Origin of the sequence: Azospirillum palustre, from assembly GCF_002573965.1 — a bacterium.
Taxonomy (GTDB): Bacteria; Pseudomonadota; Alphaproteobacteria; order Azospirillales; family Azospirillaceae; genus Azospirillum; species Azospirillum palustre.
The window spans coordinates 866157-883681 of sequence record NZ_PDKW01000040.1; the positions used below are offsets into that span (position 1 = coordinate 866157).

The 17525-nt window shown below is 68.5% G+C and carries 12 protein-coding genes; 11 read left to right on the forward strand and 1 reads right to left on the reverse strand.

Annotated elements, in window-relative coordinates; all coding sequences use genetic code 11:
* Positions 1-48: 48 nt before the first annotated feature.
* Complete coding sequence (locus CRT60_RS13765) at positions 49-1023, reverse strand: MBL fold metallo-hydrolase (protein ID WP_098736929.1); 975 nt, start codon at positions 1021-1023, stop codon at positions 49-51.
* A 129-nt stretch (positions 1024-1152) separates the two neighbouring features.
* Here CRT60_RS13765 and CRT60_RS13770 point away from each other — a divergent pair, with 129 nt between their 5' ends.
* The 11 genes from CRT60_RS13770 to CRT60_RS13820 all read left to right on the forward strand — a co-directional run bounded on the left by CRT60_RS13770 (position 1153) and on the right by CRT60_RS13820 (position 17523).
* Positions 1153-2355, forward strand: coding sequence for an ATP-dependent DNA helicase (locus CRT60_RS13770; protein ID WP_098736930.1), 1203 nt, complete (start codon positions 1153-1155; stop codon positions 2353-2355).
* Positions 2356-2478: 123 nt separating this feature from the next.
* Positions 2479-3573: a YeiH family protein gene (locus CRT60_RS13775; protein WP_098736931.1), complete on the forward strand. Its 1095-nt coding sequence runs from the start codon at positions 2479-2481 to the stop codon at positions 3571-3573.
* 209 nt (positions 3574-3782) lie between these two features.
* Positions 3783-4145 carry an HPF/RaiA family ribosome-associated protein gene (locus tag CRT60_RS13780; RefSeq protein ID WP_098736932.1) on the forward strand — a complete coding sequence of 121 codons (363 nt, stop codon included), beginning with the start codon at positions 3783-3785 and terminating at the stop codon, positions 4143-4145.
* A gap of 263 nt (positions 4146-4408) precedes the next feature.
* Positions 4409-5005 (forward strand): helix-turn-helix domain-containing protein, encoded by a 597-nt coding sequence (locus CRT60_RS13785; RefSeq protein ID WP_244592476.1) that lies wholly within the window; start codon positions 4409-4411, stop codon positions 5003-5005.
* 17 nt (positions 5006-5022) lie between these two features.
* Entirely contained in the window at positions 5023-6015 is a 993-nt protein-coding gene (locus CRT60_RS13790) for an alpha/beta hydrolase (protein ID WP_098736934.1), read from the forward strand.
* Between the two features lie 190 nt (positions 6016-6205).
* Positions 6206-7012: an alpha/beta fold hydrolase gene (locus CRT60_RS13795; protein ID WP_161958045.1), complete on the forward strand. Its 807-nt coding sequence runs from the start codon at positions 6206-6208 to the stop codon at positions 7010-7012.
* A gap of 216 nt (positions 7013-7228) precedes the next feature.
* Positions 7229-8185, forward strand: coding sequence for a helix-turn-helix transcriptional regulator (locus CRT60_RS13800; RefSeq protein WP_098736936.1), 957 nt, complete (start codon positions 7229-7231; stop codon positions 8183-8185).
* Between the two features lie 87 nt (positions 8186-8272).
* The gene (locus CRT60_RS13805; protein ID WP_098736937.1) at positions 8273-13318 is read left to right on the forward strand and encodes an AAA family ATPase; all 5046 of its coding nucleotides are present in this window, start codon (positions 8273-8275) and stop codon (positions 13316-13318) included.
* Positions 13315-14835, forward strand: a complete 1521-nt coding sequence (locus CRT60_RS13810) for a response regulator (protein ID WP_098736938.1) — start codon at positions 13315-13317, stop codon at positions 14833-14835. The genes CRT60_RS13805 and CRT60_RS13810 overlap by 4 nt, the downstream gene beginning before the upstream one ends.
* Positions 14835-15479, forward strand: a complete 645-nt coding sequence (locus CRT60_RS13815) for a response regulator transcription factor (RefSeq protein ID WP_098736939.1) — start codon at positions 14835-14837, stop codon at positions 15477-15479. Before CRT60_RS13810 ends, CRT60_RS13815 begins: the two co-directional genes overlap by 1 nt.
* Positions 15480-15933: 454 nt before the next feature.
* Positions 15934-17523 (forward strand): methyl-accepting chemotaxis protein, encoded by a 1590-nt coding sequence (locus CRT60_RS13820; protein WP_244592477.1) that lies wholly within the window; start codon positions 15934-15936, stop codon positions 17521-17523.
* Positions 17524-17525 lie beyond the last annotated feature (2 nt).

Here is a 17525-nt window from a genome sequence, read left to right on the forward strand (position 1 = left end):
TCCATCACCCATGCGGCATGGACCCGACCTTCAGGTTCGGCTCTCCTGTCAGCTGTCCACCACCGTCCCCGGGTGCCCCACTTCGAAGCGGGCTGGGTCGATGCCGTGGCTGGCCAGGGCGGCGCGCAGCAGCTGCGGCGGCTCGTCCCTGGCTTCGTCGGTCAGGGCGAAGGTTCCCCAATGGATACCGACGGCCTTCCTCGCCCCGATGTCCAGCATGATCCGCACCGCCTCGTCCGGGTCGCAATGCTGGGCGGACATGAACCAGCGCGGGTCGTAGGCACCGATGGGGATCAGCCCCAGATCGCAGGCTCCCAGCCGTTCGCCGATGGCGCGGAAGGCCGCCCCGCTGCCATAGCCGGTGTCCCCGGCGAAATAGACCGAGCCCGCCGGGGTGCGCAGGACGAAGCCGCCCCACAGCGCCATGCGCCGGTCACGGCCGGTGCGCGACGACCAATGGTTGGCCGGCACGATGTGGACCTCCGCCTCCGGCGTCAGGTCGAACCGGCTCCACCAGTCGCCCGCCGCGACCCGCACCCCAGGGATATGCTTGCGCAGGATGGTGTCGTTGCCGAGCGGCGTGACCATCAGCGGCGCATCGCGCTCGTGCAGGCGCTTCAGCGTCGCCACGTCGAGATGGTCGTAATGGTTGTGCGACACCAGGACCGCGTCGATCCTCGGCAAATCGTGGAAGCGGATGCCCGGTGCGGTGACCCGCTTCGGCCCGGCGAAGCGGACCGGGCTGGCGCGGTCGGACCAGACCGGATCGGTCAGGATGTTCAGCCCGGCCGCCTGGACCAGGGTGGTGACATGCCCCACCACCGTCACGCGGAGGCCCGCGACGTGCCGTGCCGGCATCACCGGCGTGACCGCCACCTGCCGCGGCCATTTGACCGCCTTCCGCCCGAATTGCCAGCGCAGCAGCTGGCGCAGGCTGCGGTCGGTTTCCGGTTCGCCCGGATTGAAGAAGCGCAGCCCGTCGAAATTCGACGTCGCCGGACCCTGCCAGTAGGGATTGCGCATGCGTACCGGATCCTTTGCAACCATGGTCCCGGAGGAGATGGTGTCGCCGCGGCGAAGTTCTATGGACCGGCGGCGGGCGGTCGGGCTACTGTGCCGTCTTCATTCATGGTTTGATCCCGGTTCGATCCAATGCAGTCAGATAGCCCGACCGACGAACAGCATCGCGCCATCCAGGCGATCGACGCCTGGTACAAGGACGACAGCGCCCAGCAGGTCTTCTGGCTGGCCGGGGAGGCCGGAACCGGCAAGACCAAGACCACCGTCTTCGCGCTGGAGCATCTGCTGGAGCGCCGCCGGCTGACCGATTATGTGGTTGGCGCCCCCACCGGCAAGGCCGCCCAGGTGCTGCGCCAGAAGGGCATCGACGGGGCGGCGACCCTGCATTCGCTGCTCTACGCCCCGCGCAAGGACGGCGACAGCGGCGAGCTGATCTTCGCCCGCCGTAACGACGGGCCGGTCGCCGACGCCGACCTGATCGTCTGCGACGAAGGATCTATGATCGGCGACGATCTGGCGCGCGACCTGATGCGGACCGAAAAGAAGATCCTCGTCATCGCCGACGATTACCAGCTGCCGCCGGTTTCCGGCCAGGGCCTGTTCACCAGCGGGGAGCCGGATTTCCGCCTGACCGAGCCGCACCGCACCGCCCGCGAAAGCCCGGTGATCCGGCTGGCCCATCTGCTGCGCCGGCAGGAGATGCCGCGGCGCTTCGGGTCCGTCGGCAAGGTCCATGTCCTGCCGCTGGAGCACCGCACCCAGTCCCTGGTGATGCGGCAGTCCTCGCAGGCGATCTGCGGCACCCACCGCGTCCGCACCACCTACACCAAGCGGATGCGCACGCTGCTCGGCCACGACTCCACGATGCCGCAGGCGGGGGAGCGCGTCATCTGCCGGCGCAACCAGAAGGACGAAGGGCTCTTCAATGGCATGATCGGCTCCCTGACCCGGCCGGCCGCCGAGGCGCAGGGCCGCGATGCCGGCCTGTGGTCGCTCGGCGTGCAGATGGAGGACGAGGTGCGGTCGCGCAGCAAGCTGATCGTCCATCCCTGGATGTTCCAGGCCCATTACACCGAGGGGATGGTTCAGCCGCGGGTGGGCAAGGACATCCAGCTTTACGACTGGGCGTGGCTGATCACCTGCCATGCCTCGCAGGGGTCGGAATTCCCGTCGGTCACCGTGGTGGACGATTCGGCTGCCTTCCGGGAGCATCGCTGGCGCTGGCTCTACACCGCCGTCACCCGCTCGCGCGAGGAACTGGTTCTGCTGCTGCGCAATGCCGACCTCGGCGGGCCGTGGCAGGTTCCTGAATTCGATGACTGCCTGCCGGCCTGATCCATAAGTTCAATTTATCGAACGCATCACATCTTTGTGTTGGATGTGATCGGATGCGGTCTCCATAATTTTACGTATGGGAACGGTGTTTTCCGGTCCCGACCGCTTCCGGAGACCCGTCCCATGATCCCCGATACCGCGGCACCCGCAAAGGCGGTGCCGGGAAAGCCCCTGCTTTTCCAAATTCGCAGCCTTCTGCCCGGGCTTGCGCTGTGCGTCGCCGTTACCGCACTCGCCTTCCTCGCGGCGAGGGCGGAGGTGGCGCTGTTCGGCGAGGCGTGGATCGAGGCGCTGGTGCTGGCGATCCTGATCGGCACCACGCTCCGCACCGCCTGGGCGCCGCCGGCACGCTGGCAACCGGGCATCGCCTTTTCCGCCAAAATCCTGCTGGAGGTGGCGGTGGTCCTGCTGGGGGCCTCGGTCAGCGCCGCGACCATCCTGTCGGCCGGGCCGGCCCTGCTGCTGGGCATCGCAGGGGTGGTGGCGCTAGCGCTGCTCGCGGGATTCGGGATCGGGAGGCTGCTCGGCCTGCCGGTGCGCATGGCGGTGCTGGTGGCCTGCGGCAACGCGATCTGCGGCAATTCGGCCATCGCCGCGGTGGCGCCGGTGATCGATGCGCACAGCGACGACGTCGCCGCCTCCATCGCCTTCACCGCCGTGCTGGGCGTGGCCGTCGTGCTTGGCCTGCCGCTGCTCGGCATCGGGTTGCGGCTGAGCGGGGTGCAGTATGGCGCGCTGGCCGGACTGACCGTCTATGCCGTGCCGCAGGTGATCGCCGCCGCGGCCCCGTTGGGCGCCACCGCCGTGCAGGTCGGCACGCTGGTGAAGCTGGTGCGGGTGCTGATGCTTGGGCCGGTCTGCCTGCTGCTGTCGCTGCTGGCGCCCCGGCTGGGCGGAGACGCGGTTGACGCCGATGCCGCCGCGCCGCGTCGAGTCCGGCCCCGTCCGCCGGTCCATCATCTGGTGCCGTGGTTCATCCAGGGCTTCCTGGCGATGATCGCCCTGCGCTCGTTCGACCTCATTCCCCATGCCGCCCTGCCGGCGATGGAGCACGCGGCCACCCTGCTTACGGTGGTGTCGATGGCGGCGCTGGGACTGGGGGTCGATGTGCGGACGGTGGCGCGGGCCGGCGGGCGGGTGACGGCGGCGGCGGTGCTTTCCCTGCTGGCGCTGGGCACCATCAGCCTGACCCTGATCCGCCTGATCGGCCTGACGTGAGGCTTGGGCTGGAAAACGGGCGGGAGTCTACATCCGGCGCCCGAGGGCCGCATTGATGCAGGTTAATGCAGGATTCCGCCGCTGTGCGATCCTGGGATCACCAAGTCCCTTCGCCCGCCCCTCAACGGCCGGCCGGCGGATGGGGCGGGCCCCGCGGGGAGGGCGGCCCAGGCGCCGCGCGCCCCGCGCGTAGAACAAGGAGCATGGTCATGCGTCAACCGTTGCAGATCGCCTTCCGCAACATCGACCCCTCTCCCGCCCTGGAGCATTCGATCCGCGAGCATGCCGACAAGCTCGACCGCTATTTCGGAAATATCCTGTCCAAACGCGTGGTTTTCGAAGTTCCCCACCGCCATCAGCATCAGGGCAAGCAGTACACCGTCCAGGTCGCCCTGACCGTTCCCGGAGAGGAACTGGTCGTTCGCAGCGACAAGTCTGGCGGTCACGGCCACGAGAGCGCCGATGCGGCCATCCGTGACGCCTTCGACGCCGCACGCCGCACATTGGAGCGTTTCGCCGAGCGTCATCGCCACGAGGTGAAGGCCCACGCGTCCGACGCCGCCCTGCCGTAATCGCCTGGACAGCAAACTGTCCGTTTCCGATCCGCCCAGCGCCCCGCCTATCCGGCCATCCGGACGGGCGGGGCGCTTTGCTTTACGGCAGCCCTATTAAATTAAACAGCTTAATAACGTACAAAATAATCATTACCGCAATAATTCACATAAAGATGCGAATTTTCCTACTTGAAAAGTAGGAATATGTGATGTTCAATCTCCCCGATCCGTCGGGGCGAATCTCGTCGCTCCGGACATTTGTGCCGCAGGAGAACGGAGCCATGACGATCGACACTGCTCAACACTCCGCCCCGCCGTCTCTCGACCATCTGGTCGGGGTGATCGGGGACAATCTGCGTGGCCTCCGCCGGCGGCAGGGGCTGTCGGTGGACGGGCTGGCACAGCTGTCCGGCAGCGACCCTCATATCCTGATGGCGATCGAGGAAGGACGGCATCGGCCCGACATCGGCACCTTGTGGACGGTCGCCAAGGCGCTGGACCTGTCATTTTCCAGCCTGCTCAGCACCGGGGGCGACGCCGGCACCACGGTGATCCGGCGGGCCGAGCAGCGCAGCCTGACCTCCCGCGACGGCCTTTTCACCTCCCGCGCCCTGTTTCCGCTGAAGGGCGAGCGGCAGGTGGAGTTCTACGAACTGCGCCTGTCGCCCGGCGCCGACGAGTCCGCCGACGGCCACTCCCCCGGCACGATTGAAAACATCCTGGTCGGCCGTGGGCAGGTCGACATCGTCACCGCCGATGGCGAGCACCGGCTGGAAGAGGGCGACTCGATCCTGTTCGAGGCCGACGTCCCCCACCGCTACCGCAATTCCGGCGATGACGAGGCGGTGCTGTACCTTGTCATGTCCTACATCCTCTGACCTTGGGGAGAGCGGCGATGCCGGACACCGTCCTGCCTTTTCAGCGACATCTGCCCGATCCGCAGGTGGTGGAGCTGGGCGCGCTGGCTGCCCGCGCCGGCCTCGTTCCCGCCGACCCGCTGCGCCAGACGCTGGCCGAGGCGCGCGATGCGGCGGAGCGCTACCATGTCTTCCTCAACGGCCCGGCGCTGCCCGCCGCGCTGCCCGCCGACGTGCGGGAGGTGGTGACGGACGGCCCGGCAGGGCCTTTGCGCCTGCGCCTGATCAGGCCGCCGGGCGTGCCGGAGGATGGGCGGCCCCTGCCGGTGCTGATCTATTTCCATGGCGGCGGCTTCGTGGTCAATTCCATCGATACCCATGACCGGCTGCTGCGCCTTCTGGCCCGGCACAGCGGTGCCGTGGTCTGTGCCGTCGCCTACAGCCTCGCGCCGGAGCGGCGTTTTCCCCATCAGCGGGGGGAGGCGCTGGCCGCCCTGCGCTGGGTGGTTCGCCACGGTGCCGGCCATGGCCTCGACCCGGAGCGGATCGCCGCTGGCGGCGATTCCGCGGGTGCCAATCTGGCGCTCGGCCTCGCCCTCGATGCGCGGGACGAGCCGGGGCCGCCGCTGTCCTTCGTCCTGCTGCTCTACGGCATGTTCGCCCATGATTTCGACACCGAATCGCACCGGCTGTTCGGCGACGGACGTTTTGGTCTGACAACGGAGCGGATGCGCTGGTACTGGCGGCAGTATCTCGGCCATGGCGGGATCAGCCGCGACCCCGCGGCGGCTCCGCTGCTCGCCGACCTGCGCGGATTGCCGGCGCTGCACATTGCCGCTGCCGGGCTGGACTGCCTGCGCGACGACAGCCTGCGGCTCGCCCAGCGGCTGGAGCAGGCACGGATCCCGCACCGGTTGGTCCTGCATGAAACTCTTCCCCACTCCTTCGCCTGCATGACCCGTCCTGTCCGCAAGGCGGAGGAGGCGGTGATCCTGGCCGCCGACTCCGTCCGCCGGGCCTTGTGCCGCTGACTGAGCCCCCGAATGCGCCACTGAACGCCGGCCGTCCGTTTTCGAGCCATTCTCCGCCGCGCCCGTCCGGTTCGTCCGGGCGGGCGGGCGCAATATTTTCCGCCTGCCGGGCCGGTCAGGGGCAATCCTACTTGCCGGTGCAGCGCACACTATGGTTGCGTCGATATTTGCGATTGATCGGGGCTTCGACATGATCGAAAACGGTTCCTCGATTCTGGAGCGCCACAAGGTCTCCGTGGTCGGATCGGGAGCGGAAACGCTGGTCCTCATTCCCGGCTTCGGCACGGAACAGTCTGCATGGCGCCACGTCGTGGAGGCGATGCAGGACCGCTATCGCATCGTGGTGTTCGATCTGGTCGGGATCGGTCCCGGCAATCAGATGCATTACGACCATGCCAGCTACGGCACGCTGGACGCCTATGCCCGCGATGTGGTGGCCATCCTCGAAACCCTTTGGATCGAGAAGTGCATCTGCATCGGTCATTCGGTGGCGGGGATGGTGGCGGCGCTTGCCTCGATCAGGATGCCGCACCTGTTTGCCAAGCTGGTCCTGCTGGGCGGATCGGCCTGCTATCGCAATGTCGGCGACTATCGCGGCGGTTTCGACACCGCCGGCATCGATGCCCTGATCGACAACGCCACGCAGGATTACATGCGGTGGACGGTCCAATTCGGGCAGATGGTCGTCTCCCGCCCGGCGGAGGACCCGGTCGTGCGGGAATTCGCCGCCTCGCTGCGGGCGATGCGTCCGGACATGGCGCTGTCGCTGCTGCTGACCGTGCTGCGCAGCGACGTCCGCAGCCGTCTTGCCGAGGTGACGGTGCCCGCCGTCATCCTGCAAGCCCGGGAGGACGCCGCGGTGACCCGTGAAGCGGCGGAATATCTGCGCGACCATCTGTCAGGCAGCGTTCTTGAGATTCTGGACGCCTCCGGGCACCTGCCCCACCTGTCGGCACCCGGAACGGTGATCGCGGCGCTCGGCCGCCATCTCTCCTGACTTTGCTAATTTAGTGATCTCACAGTATAAATCCGGTATTCGCCGCATCGAAGGCCAAGACCCTAAACCAAGGTCTAGGGTTGCTCGACCTAAACACTGCCGGGGTTAATCTGTGTCTAGTGGTGTGCGGCACATGGTCGCGCTTACCCTGTGTGGGCAAGCCGGGCGGTGCTTCCTCTCCGTGGGAAGACGCGCGCAAGCCAACGGAGACGCCCCATGGCCTCGACCCACCAGTCCAATCTGCGGATGCGCTACGTTCCGACGCCGGATGAGCCGGAGGTACTGATCCTCGGCTCGGGCAGCGGCACGGTGGGGGTTGCACGGATCCGCTGCATCGCGGGTGGCGTCGGCCATTTCAGCCCGGCGTCGGAGGACGCCTTTCTGGTCAGCCATCACCTGTCCAACTTCCATTCCGACGTCTGGGTCGACGGCCGGCTGGTGGAGAAGCCCGCCAACATCGCCGGGCTGACCTCGATCCACGACTACCGCCGCAAGATCGATTGCCACATGCACACGGCCTTCGACACGCTGACCTTCCATCTGCCCCGGACGGCGCTGGAAAGCGCCTGCCCCGACGTCCATGGCGGCCGGCTGGAGGACCTGTCGATTGCGCCCAGCAGTCCGGTCAACGATCCGACCGTGCGGGCGCTGGCATCGGCCATCCTGCCGACGCTGGAGTTTCCGGAGCGGATCAGCCTGCTCTATCTCGACCATGTCTGTTCGGCGCTGGCGACCCATGTCGTGACCGCCTATGGCCGGGTGAGCGCCGCCAGGACCGGGGGCATGCTGGCGCCCTGGCAGGAAAGGCGGGTGAAGGAGATGATCGCAGCCAATCTCGACGGCGAGATCCGGCTGGCCGATCTTGCCGCCGAATGCCGGCTGTCGGTCGGGCATTTCGTCCGCGCCTTCCGCCGTACCGCCAACACCACGCCCTACCAGTGGCTGCTTCACCGGCGGATCGACCATGCGAAGACGCTGATGCGCGACGGATCCCAGACGCTGGCCGACGTGGCGCTGGCCTGCGGCTTCGCCGACCAGAGCCATTTCACCCGCACCTTCAGCCGTCTGGTCGGCATTTCGCCGCGCAGCTGGCGGCGGCGCAATGCCGGTGTCGATACCGTCCTGCCGGCAGGCCTCCCGTCCCATGCGCCTGCCGAAATCCCCTTTGCCTGATCGCCCAGCCGGCGCATCGCGGCAATTTCCCCAACTGCGGCGGAATGCCGCTATCCTGCCGAGGCTGTGCTGGGGAAGGGCCGCTTCATGGAGTCCAGTCTATACCATCTGACGGAGACGGGCTCCGGCACCCACGCGCTTGGCGGCGATGGGGAAACCCGGCTGCTGCGGGTGACGCGGCCGGGCCAGCCCTTTCCGATCCTGGCGCGCATGGCGGAACCGGGTGTGCCCGCCGATGCCGTGCTCGCCCGCCTGCGGCAGGAGCATGACCTGTCGCGGCTGCTCGACCCCGCCTGGGCGGTGAAGCCGCTCGAACTGCTGCGCCATGGCGCCGTCCCGGTGCTGACCCTGGCCGATCCGGGCGGGCAGCCGCTGTCGGCGCTGATGCTGTCCACGCCTGCCGTATCTGCCGGGTCATTCCGCCAGCGGCTGTCCCTCGCGATCCGCATCGCCGCCGCGGTGGCGCGGCTGCACCGTCGCGGGATCCTGCATGGCGACCTGCGGCCCTTCAACATCCTGGTCGGGGAGGATGGCGCGGTGCGGCTGACCGGCTTCGGCCGTGCCGCCGACCTGTCGGCCCCGCAGCGGCAGGAGGTGGAGCGGCCGGCGGCGCTGCTGCCCTACATGGCGCCCGAGCAGTCGGGGCGGATGAACCGGCCGGTCGACCGGCGCAGCGACCTCTATGCGCTGGGCGTCACGCTCTACGAGCTGTTCACGGGAGAACTGCCCTTCGCCGCCCGCGATGCGATGGAATGGGTCCACAGCCATCTCGCCCGCGCGCCGATTCCGCCGGCCACCCATGCTCCCGACCTGCCGCCGGCGATGTCCGGCATCCTGCTGCGGCTGCTCGCCAAGACGGCGGAGGACCGTTACCAGACCGCCGATGGCCTTGTCCGCGACCTCACCCATGCCCTCCGGCTTTGGGATGGGCAGGGCAGCATTCCGGCCTTCCCGCCCGGCGGTCGCGACCTGCCGGAGGGGCTGGAGCCGCCGTCCTCACTCTATGGCCGGGAGGAGCCGGTGGCCGTGCTCCAGGCCGCCTTCGAACGGGTCGCCGGGCGGGGCCGGATGGGCATCGTGCTGATTTCCGGCCGGTCCGGCGTGGGGAAGTCGGCGGTCGTCCATGCGCTGGAGGAACAGTTGGTGCCGCCGCGCGGCCTGTTCGCCGCCGGCAAGTTCGACCAGGGCCGCCGCGACCTCCCCTATGCCAGCCTGGCGGAAGCCTTCCGCGGCCTGATCACGCGCATCCTGGCCCTGCCGGTCCCGCACCGCGACCAGTGGAGCCGCGGTCTTGCCGACGCGGTCGGCGACGGCGGCGCGCTGATGACCGCGCTGATCCCCAACCTTGCCCTGCTGATCGGCGAACAGCCGCCGGTGCCGCCGCTGCCGCCGCAGGAGGCGCAGAACCGCTTCGACCTGCTGTTCCGCCGCGTGCTCCAGCTTTTCGCCCGCGCCGACCACCCGCTGGCGCTGTTCCTCGACGATCTGCAATGGCTGGACCGCGCGACGCTGGATCTGCTGAACCGGCTGGTCGCCGACGGCGGCATCGGTCATCTGCTGCTGATTGGCGCCTACCGCAGCGACGAGGTCGGGCCGGACCACCCGCTCGCTGCCCTGATGGAGCGGATCAGGCGTTCCGCGGCCGAGCCTGCCGAAGCGGAAATCGATTGCTGCGAGATCGCGCTGGGACCGCTGTCGTCCGACGACCTGCGCCGGATGGTTTCCGACAGCCTGGACCGCAAGCCCGACGAGGTGGCGGCGCTGGCCGCCCTGCTGGAGGAGCGGACCGGTGGCAACGCCTTCTTCGCCGTGCAGCTTCTGACCGCGCTGGAGCGCTCCGGCCGGCTGTGGTTCGACCGCGAGGCGAAGCGCTGGGACTGGGACATGGCGGCGGTGGAGACGGCACGGTCGGGCGCCAGCATCGCCACCTTGATGACCGAGCGGCTCGGGCGCTTCCCGGCGCGGGCGCGCGACCTGCTGGCCCGGCTTGCCGCGCTCGGCGCCAGCGCCCCCCTTGCCACCCTGGCGCTTGCCGCCGGCCTGACCGAGGCGGAAACCGCGCGCGATCTGGAGCCGGTGCTGGCCGAAGGGCTGATTCTGCGCAGCGACGGCGGTTACCGCTTCCTCCATGACCGGGTGCAGGAGGGGGCCTATGCGCTGGTGCCGGCCGAGGGGCGCAGCAGGCTCCATCTCGACATTGCCCGTGCGTTGCATCGCGGTTTTGCCGCCGATCTGTCGGGAGGTCGGCTGTTTGCGCTGGTCGGGCAGTATGACCGGTGCCTCTCCCTGATCCAGGACGGGCGTGAGCGGGAGGAGGTGGCGACGCTCCACCTCGCCGCCGGTCATCAGGCCAAGGCCGCCAGCGCCCATGGCTCCGCCCTCGCCTATGCGCTGGCCGGCCTCCGCCTGCTGGAGGGTGGCCAATGGGAGCGGCGGCACCGGCTGGCCTTCGCGCTCGAACATCTCCAGGCCGAATGCGAGTTCCTCAGCGGCGACCTGCAACGGGCGGAGTTGCGGCTTCTCGGGCTGGTCGGGCGGAGCGGATGTCCGGCCGACCGCGCCGCCATCACCGCCCTGCTGGTGACCGTCTACACCGCCATCGACCGCAGCGACCGCGCCATCGACGCCTGCCTCGCCTATCTGCGCGGCGCCGGCATCGACTGGCCGGCCCACCCGCCGGCCGCCCTGGCCCATGAGGAGTACGCACGACTGCGCGAGGCCATCGGCGGCCGGCCGATCGGTTCGCTGGCGACGCTGTCGGCGGTGAACGATCCCGACAGCCGGGCGACGCTGGACGTGCTGGCGGCCGCCCTGCCGCCCGCCTTCTTCAGCGACCGCAACCTCGTCTGCCTGATCCTCTGCCGGATGGCGAACCTGACGCTCCAGCATGGGCGCAGCGACGCCTCCGCCCTCGGCTTCGCCTATCTCGGCATGATGGCCGGCCCCTATTTCGGCGATTATGACGCCGGCTACGCGTTCGGCCGGCTCGGCTACGATCTGGCCGAGCGGCACGGGCGGACGCGCTACCGGGCGCGGGTGCTGATGACGTTCGCCTATCATGTCGTGCCCTGGACCCGCGACATCCGCAGCGAGCGGCCGTTGCTCCTGCGCGCCTTCGAGGAGGCGCGGGAGGCCGGCGACGTCACCTATGGTGGCTTCACCAGCGTGACGCTGGTCACCAGCATGCTGGCGTCGGGCGATCCGCTGGCGACGGTGCAGCGCACGGCGGAGGCGCGGCTCGCCTATGTGCGGCAGGTGAAGTTCGGGCTGTGCGCCGACATCCTGACCACCCAGTTGCAGCTGATGCGCGCCTTGCGCGGGCGGACCGACGAACTCGGCTCCTTCGACGGGCGCGGCTTCGACAATGCCGCCTTCGAGGCGCGGCTGCTGGCCAATCCAAGCCTCGACATCGCCACCTGCTGGCATTGGATCCGCACGCTCCAGCTCCGCTGCATCGCCGGACGGATGGCGGCGGCGGTCGAGGCGGCCGAGCGGGCCGAGGGGCTTTTGTGGACCACCTCGGGCCATTGGGAAATGGCGGAGTTCCATTTCCACGCCGCCCTGGCCAGGGCCGGGGCGATGGACGGGGTGGAGCCGGAGGAGCGCGCCCGGCATGCCGTGGCGCTGTCCCGCCATCTCAACCAGCTGCGCGAATGGGTCGGCCACAGCCCCGACAGTTTCGACGCGCGCTTTGCCCTGGCGGAGGCGGAGGCGGCCCGCACGCAGGGGCGGACCGAGGATGCGATGCGCGGCTACGACCGCGCCGTTCTGGCCGCCCGCCGCAACGCCCTGCCGCATGTGGAGGCGCTGGCCCATGAATGCGCCGCCGGCCTCTACCGCCGGATGGGGGTTCCCACGCTGGAACTGGCCTGCATCCGCGAGGCGGCCGACCGCTACGCCCGTTGGGGGGCGACGGCCAAGGTCCGGCAGCTCGCCCGCCGCCATCCCTCCCTGACGCTGGAGTCGGGCGAGGCGGTGATGCCGGAGGCCCCGCGTGGGTTCGATGGGGTCGATCTGGCCTCTCTCCTTGAGACGCTGCGCACCGTTTCCGATCAGGCTGGCGTGGAACAGCTGACCGCCACCCTGCTGACCCTGGTGCTGGAGCATGCCGGCGCCAGCCGCGGCCTGCTGATCCTTGCCCGCGGCGAACGGCTGCGGGTGGAGGCGGAGGCGACAATCGGCCTCTATGGCGTGTCGGTCCGGCTGGTGCAGGAGGATGCCGACCGCTTCCCGCTGCCCCACACCATCATCCATGGCGCCGTCCGCGACCAGGAGGCGGTGATCGTCGACGACACCCGTGCCGCCGGTCCGCTGTCCGCCGATCCCTATTTCCAGGAGACGGAGGCGCGCTCCATCCTGTGCCTGCCGCTGGTCCGCCGCCGCCGTGTCGTCGGGCTGCTGCATCTGGAGAATGCGCTGGCGACCTACGCCTTCACCCCGCAGCGGGTCAATGTGCTGACCCTGCTCGGCGCGCAGGCGGCGGCCTCGCTGGAGACGGCGACGCTGGAGGAGAAGGACGCGCTGCTGAAGGAAATCCACCACCGGGTGAAGAACAATCTCCAGCTCGTCACCAGCCTGCTCAACCTTCAATCCCGCCGCATCGAGGACAAGGCGGTGGCAGCATTGTTCGCCGACAGCCGCGACCGTGTCCGCTCGATGGCGCTGGTGCATGAAAGCCTCTACCGCCTGGGCAACTTCGCCTGGGTGCCGATGCGCGAGCATCTGGAATCGGTCTGCGCCCATCTGCTGCGCGCCTATTCCCGAAATGCCGGGGCGGTGCGGCTGGAAACCGAACTCGACGACCTGAAGCTTGACCTCGACCGCGCGGTGCCCTGCGGGCTGATCGTCAACGAGCTGGTCTCCAACGCGCTGAAGCATGCCTTTCCGGGCGGGCGGGGCGGGGTCCTGCGGATCGCCCTGAGCACCGACGGGCAGGAGTGCCGCCTGTCCGTCCGGGACGACGGCGTGGGCTTGCCCGAAGGATGCGATCCCGATAGGATGGAGTCCGTAGGCTTTCAGCTTGTTTCGGATTTGACCAGTCAGTTGCACGGTGCATTTAAGTACAGGTCGGGTGCCGGTTCAGAGTTCATCGTTACCTTTCCTTTGAAGGGGCGCAATCGGGGAAGTCAATGATCGCGGCACGCATCCTGATCGTCGAAGACGACCGCATCGTTGCGCGCGATATTCAGCATCAACTGTCCCGAATGGGCCATGTGGTTGTCGGCATGTCGGCCAGCGGCGAGGATGCCGTACGGATGGCTTGCAGCCAGCAGCCCGATCTCGTCCTGATGGACATCCGCCTGGAAGGGGAGATGGACGGGATCGAGGCGGCGCGCCGGATCCGCAATGCCCACCGCATCCCCATCGTCTTCCTGACCGCCTATGCCAACGACGAGGTCGTGCATCGCGCCAGCCTGACGGAGCCCTTCGGCTATCTGCTGAAGCCTTTCGAAGAGCCGCAGATGCGCACCGTGATCCAGATGGCGCTGTACAAGCATGCCAGCGACACCAGGCTGCGCCTCAGCGAGCGGCGCTATGCTGCGACGCTGGCCAGCATCCGCGACGGCGTCATCCTGTGCAACCGCGACGGCCGGGTCGATTTCATGAACCGCGCAGCGGAGACGATGACCGGCTGGACCGCCGCGGAGGCCACCGGGCAGCCGCTGTCCGTCGTCTTCGTCGTGGTCGACGAGGAAACGCAGCAGCCGCTGGAGGATTTCTCCGCCGTCGTCCTGCGCAGCGGCGACTTCGCCCCGCCGGAACGGCAAGCCCGCCTGCTGCCGCGCTGCGGGGATGCGGATGCCTTGCCGGCCGGGATCGTCGTCGAGGAGCGTTGCTCCGCCATCATCGACGACCGTGGGGATTTCGTCGGATCGATCCTGGTGTTCCGCGATCTGACCCAGCGCCGCCGGATCGCCGAGGCCCTGCGCACGGCCCAGGCCGACCTCGCCCATATCGGCCGGCTGACCATGATGGGCGAACTGGCCGCCGCCGTCGCGCATGAGGTGAACCAGCCGCTGATGGCGATTGTCACCAATGCCGGAACCTGCCTCCAGCACCTGTCGCAGCCTCAGCCCGACCTCGACAAGACCCGCATGGTGGTGGAGCGGATCGTGCGCGACGCCCAGCGGGCCGGCGACGTGGTGCGCAGCATCCGTGCGCTGGCCCGCCGGACTCCGGTCGATCCCGGCTGGGTCGACATCAGCGCGCTGACCGCCGACACGCTGGAACTGGTGCGGGCGGAACTGCGCCGCGCCCGCATCACGGTGGAAGCCGATCTGCAGGCCGGTCCGCCCTGGGTCCATGGCGACCGGGTGCAGTTGCAGCAGCTCGTCCTCAATCTGGTGATGAACGCCATCGAGGCGATGTCCGCCGACGATCTGCCCGAACGGCGGCTGCGCATCGTCACCGGCAGCGACGACGGCTGGCTCCGCGTCCGGGTCGAGGACAGCGGGCCGGGCATCGTCGAAACCGACATCGACGCCATCTTCCGCGCGCTCTACACCACCAAGCCCGACGGGCTGGGCATGGGCCTGTCGATCAGCCGGTCGATCGTCGAGCTGCATGGCGGACGGCTGACCGCGGCGCCCGGCGCGTCGGGCGGGAGCGTGTTCGAATTCGTGCTGCCCGTATCGCCCGGAGGAAAGTGATGCCGAGGAAGGCGGGGGCCGTGGCGGCGTCAGAGACCGTCGTCATCATCGACGACGACGAAGCCGTTCGCGAGGCGTTGGAAGGGCTGCTCGATTCCGTCGGCCTGCAGGTCAGGAGCTACGGCTCGGTCCAGCAATATGTCGACCAGCGGCCGGCCATCGACGTCGGCTGCATGGTGCTGGACGTGCGGCTGCCGGGGCGCAGCGGCCTGGATTTCCAGGCGGAACTCGCGCGCTCCGGCAACAGCCTGCCGGTGATCTTCATCAGCGGCCATGCCGACGTGCCGATGTCGGTGCGCGCCATGAAGGCGGGAGCCTTCGAGTTCCTGACCAAGCCCGTGCATCACCAGGAGCTTCTGGACGCCATCCATGCCGCCATCGCCGCCCATGGCGAGCGCCGTTGCCAGGAGCGCGGCCTGACCACCCAGCGTGCCCGCTTCGACACGCTGACCCCGCGGGAACGCGAGATCACCTTGATGGTGGTCTCTGGCCTGCGCAACAAGCAGATCGCCGACGATCTCGGACTCAGCGAAGCGACGGTGAAACTGCACCGCGGCCAGGCCATGCGCAAGATGGAGGCCCGCTCCGTCGTGGAACTGGTCCGCATCGTCGACAGCCTGACCGCGACCGGCCGGACCCAGTAGACGGCAGCTGTCCGCCTTCGCCTGTGAGCCCCATGGCTGTCGGATCCAGTCATATGACTATTTCCATAGATCCGTCGCCACGGACCGTCACGGCGGTTGCTGGCGACGGAATCCTCCCCAACGACCGCCTCGGCCGGCAACGATGGCGTAACGGCGGTCAATTTGTTGAACGAAGCTTTCGAAGTGATCGTTGATCTTCGATCAATCCGTATGACTGAGACAATCACCCAAAGCGAAATCAGGAATTTATTCTAACTTTTTCTTAAGTATTCTCCGGTTTTTCCTGTCCGGCATGGGTGCCGGAAGAAGGCATGCGCCGCAAAAGAAGAGCAAGGCGCCGTTGGCGGGACTAAATCGGGGATTGGGTATGACGATCAAGGCTTTATCCCTCGCGGGCAAGACTGTGATGCTCTGTGGCGGCGGTCTGCTGTTGCTTGCATTCTCTACATTCGGTGTGAATGAGTTTCTGCTGACCAGCTATGCCGACCGGGTGGCGATGGAACGGCAGGAAACCAACATGCGCGTCGCCTGGGACGTGCTGAACCAGTATGGGCAAGCGTTCGATGCGCATGACGGCACGCTGTTTGCCGGCGAGCGCGCCCTGAACGATTTCTTCGAGCCGGTGGATCGGGTCAAGCGGCTGGTCGGCGGCACTGCGACCCTGTTCATGGGCGACCGCCGCATCGCCACCAACGTGCTGAAGACGGACGGCGGCCGCGCGGTCGGCACGACGCTGGCGAAGGGGCCGGTCTACGACGCGGTGCTGGGGCGCGGCGTGCCCTATCGCGGGCAGGCCGACATCCTGGGTACGCCCTTCTACACCGCCTACGACCCGATCAAGGCGCCGGACGGCCGTGTCGTCGGCATCCTCTATGTCGGCATTCCGAAGGCGGAGTTCTTCGCGGCGATCCGCGACACCCAGGCGATGATCGCAGTCATCAGCGCCGTCGTGACCCTGCTGGTCGCCGCCGGCTGCCTGCTGCTGGCGCGGCGCATGTTCCGGCCGCTGTCCGGCATCCGCCTCGCGATGGAGGAACTGGCGCGCGGCAACCTGTCGGTCGCCATCCCGGCGCTGGGCCGCAAGGACGAGATCGGCGGCATGGCCAAAGCGCTCGGCGTGTTCAAGGACAACGCGCTGGAGGTCGCCCAACTGCACGAGGCCCAGGCGGCGGAGCGCGCCCGGTCGGTTCAGGAACGCCGCGCGGCGATGGAGGAGGTGGCGCAGTCATTCGAGGGCTCACTTCTGGGCGTCGTCGGCGTGCTGAGCGCCACCACGACGCAGTTGCAGGCCAATGCCCAGCGCCTGCACGACATCGCAGAGACCGGCAGCGTCCGCGCCCACACCGTCAGCACCGCGGCCGGCGAGGCCAGCGACGACGTGCGCACCGTCGCCGGCGCCGCAGAGGAGATGAGCAGCTCCATCGGCGAGGTCGGCCGGCAGGTGGAGGAGTCCGCCCGTATGGTCCGCAGCGCGGTGGAGGAGGTGACCCGCACCAACCACACGATGGACGGGCTGGCCGCCGCCGCCGGCAAGATCGGCGAGGTGGTGACCCTGATCCAGGACATAGCCGCCCAGACCAACCTGCTGGCGCTGAATGCGACCATCGAAGCGGCGCGGGCGGGGGAGGCCGGCAAGGGCTTTGCCGTCGTTGCCGGCGAGGTGAAGACGCTCGCCAACCAGACCGCGCGCGCCACCGACGACATCGCCCGCCAAGTGGCGGAAATCCAGGCGGTGACCGGCCATGCGGTGGAGGCCATCGAAGGGATCGGCCGCACCGTGCTGTCGGTCAGCGATCTCGTCGGCCGCATCGCCGTCTCCGCCGACCACCAGAGCGCCACCACCGCCGACATTGCCCAGTCCGTCCAGCGCGCCGCCGACCGCACGACGGAGGTCACCCACAACATCGAGGAGGTCTCGCAGTCCGCGCATGAGACCGGCGTGATGGCCTCCGAAGTCCGTGCCGCCGCCGCCGACCTTGGCCGGCAGGCGCTGTCCCTGCGCGATCAGGCGGAGGAGTTCCTCCGCCATGTCCGGGCGGCCTGACG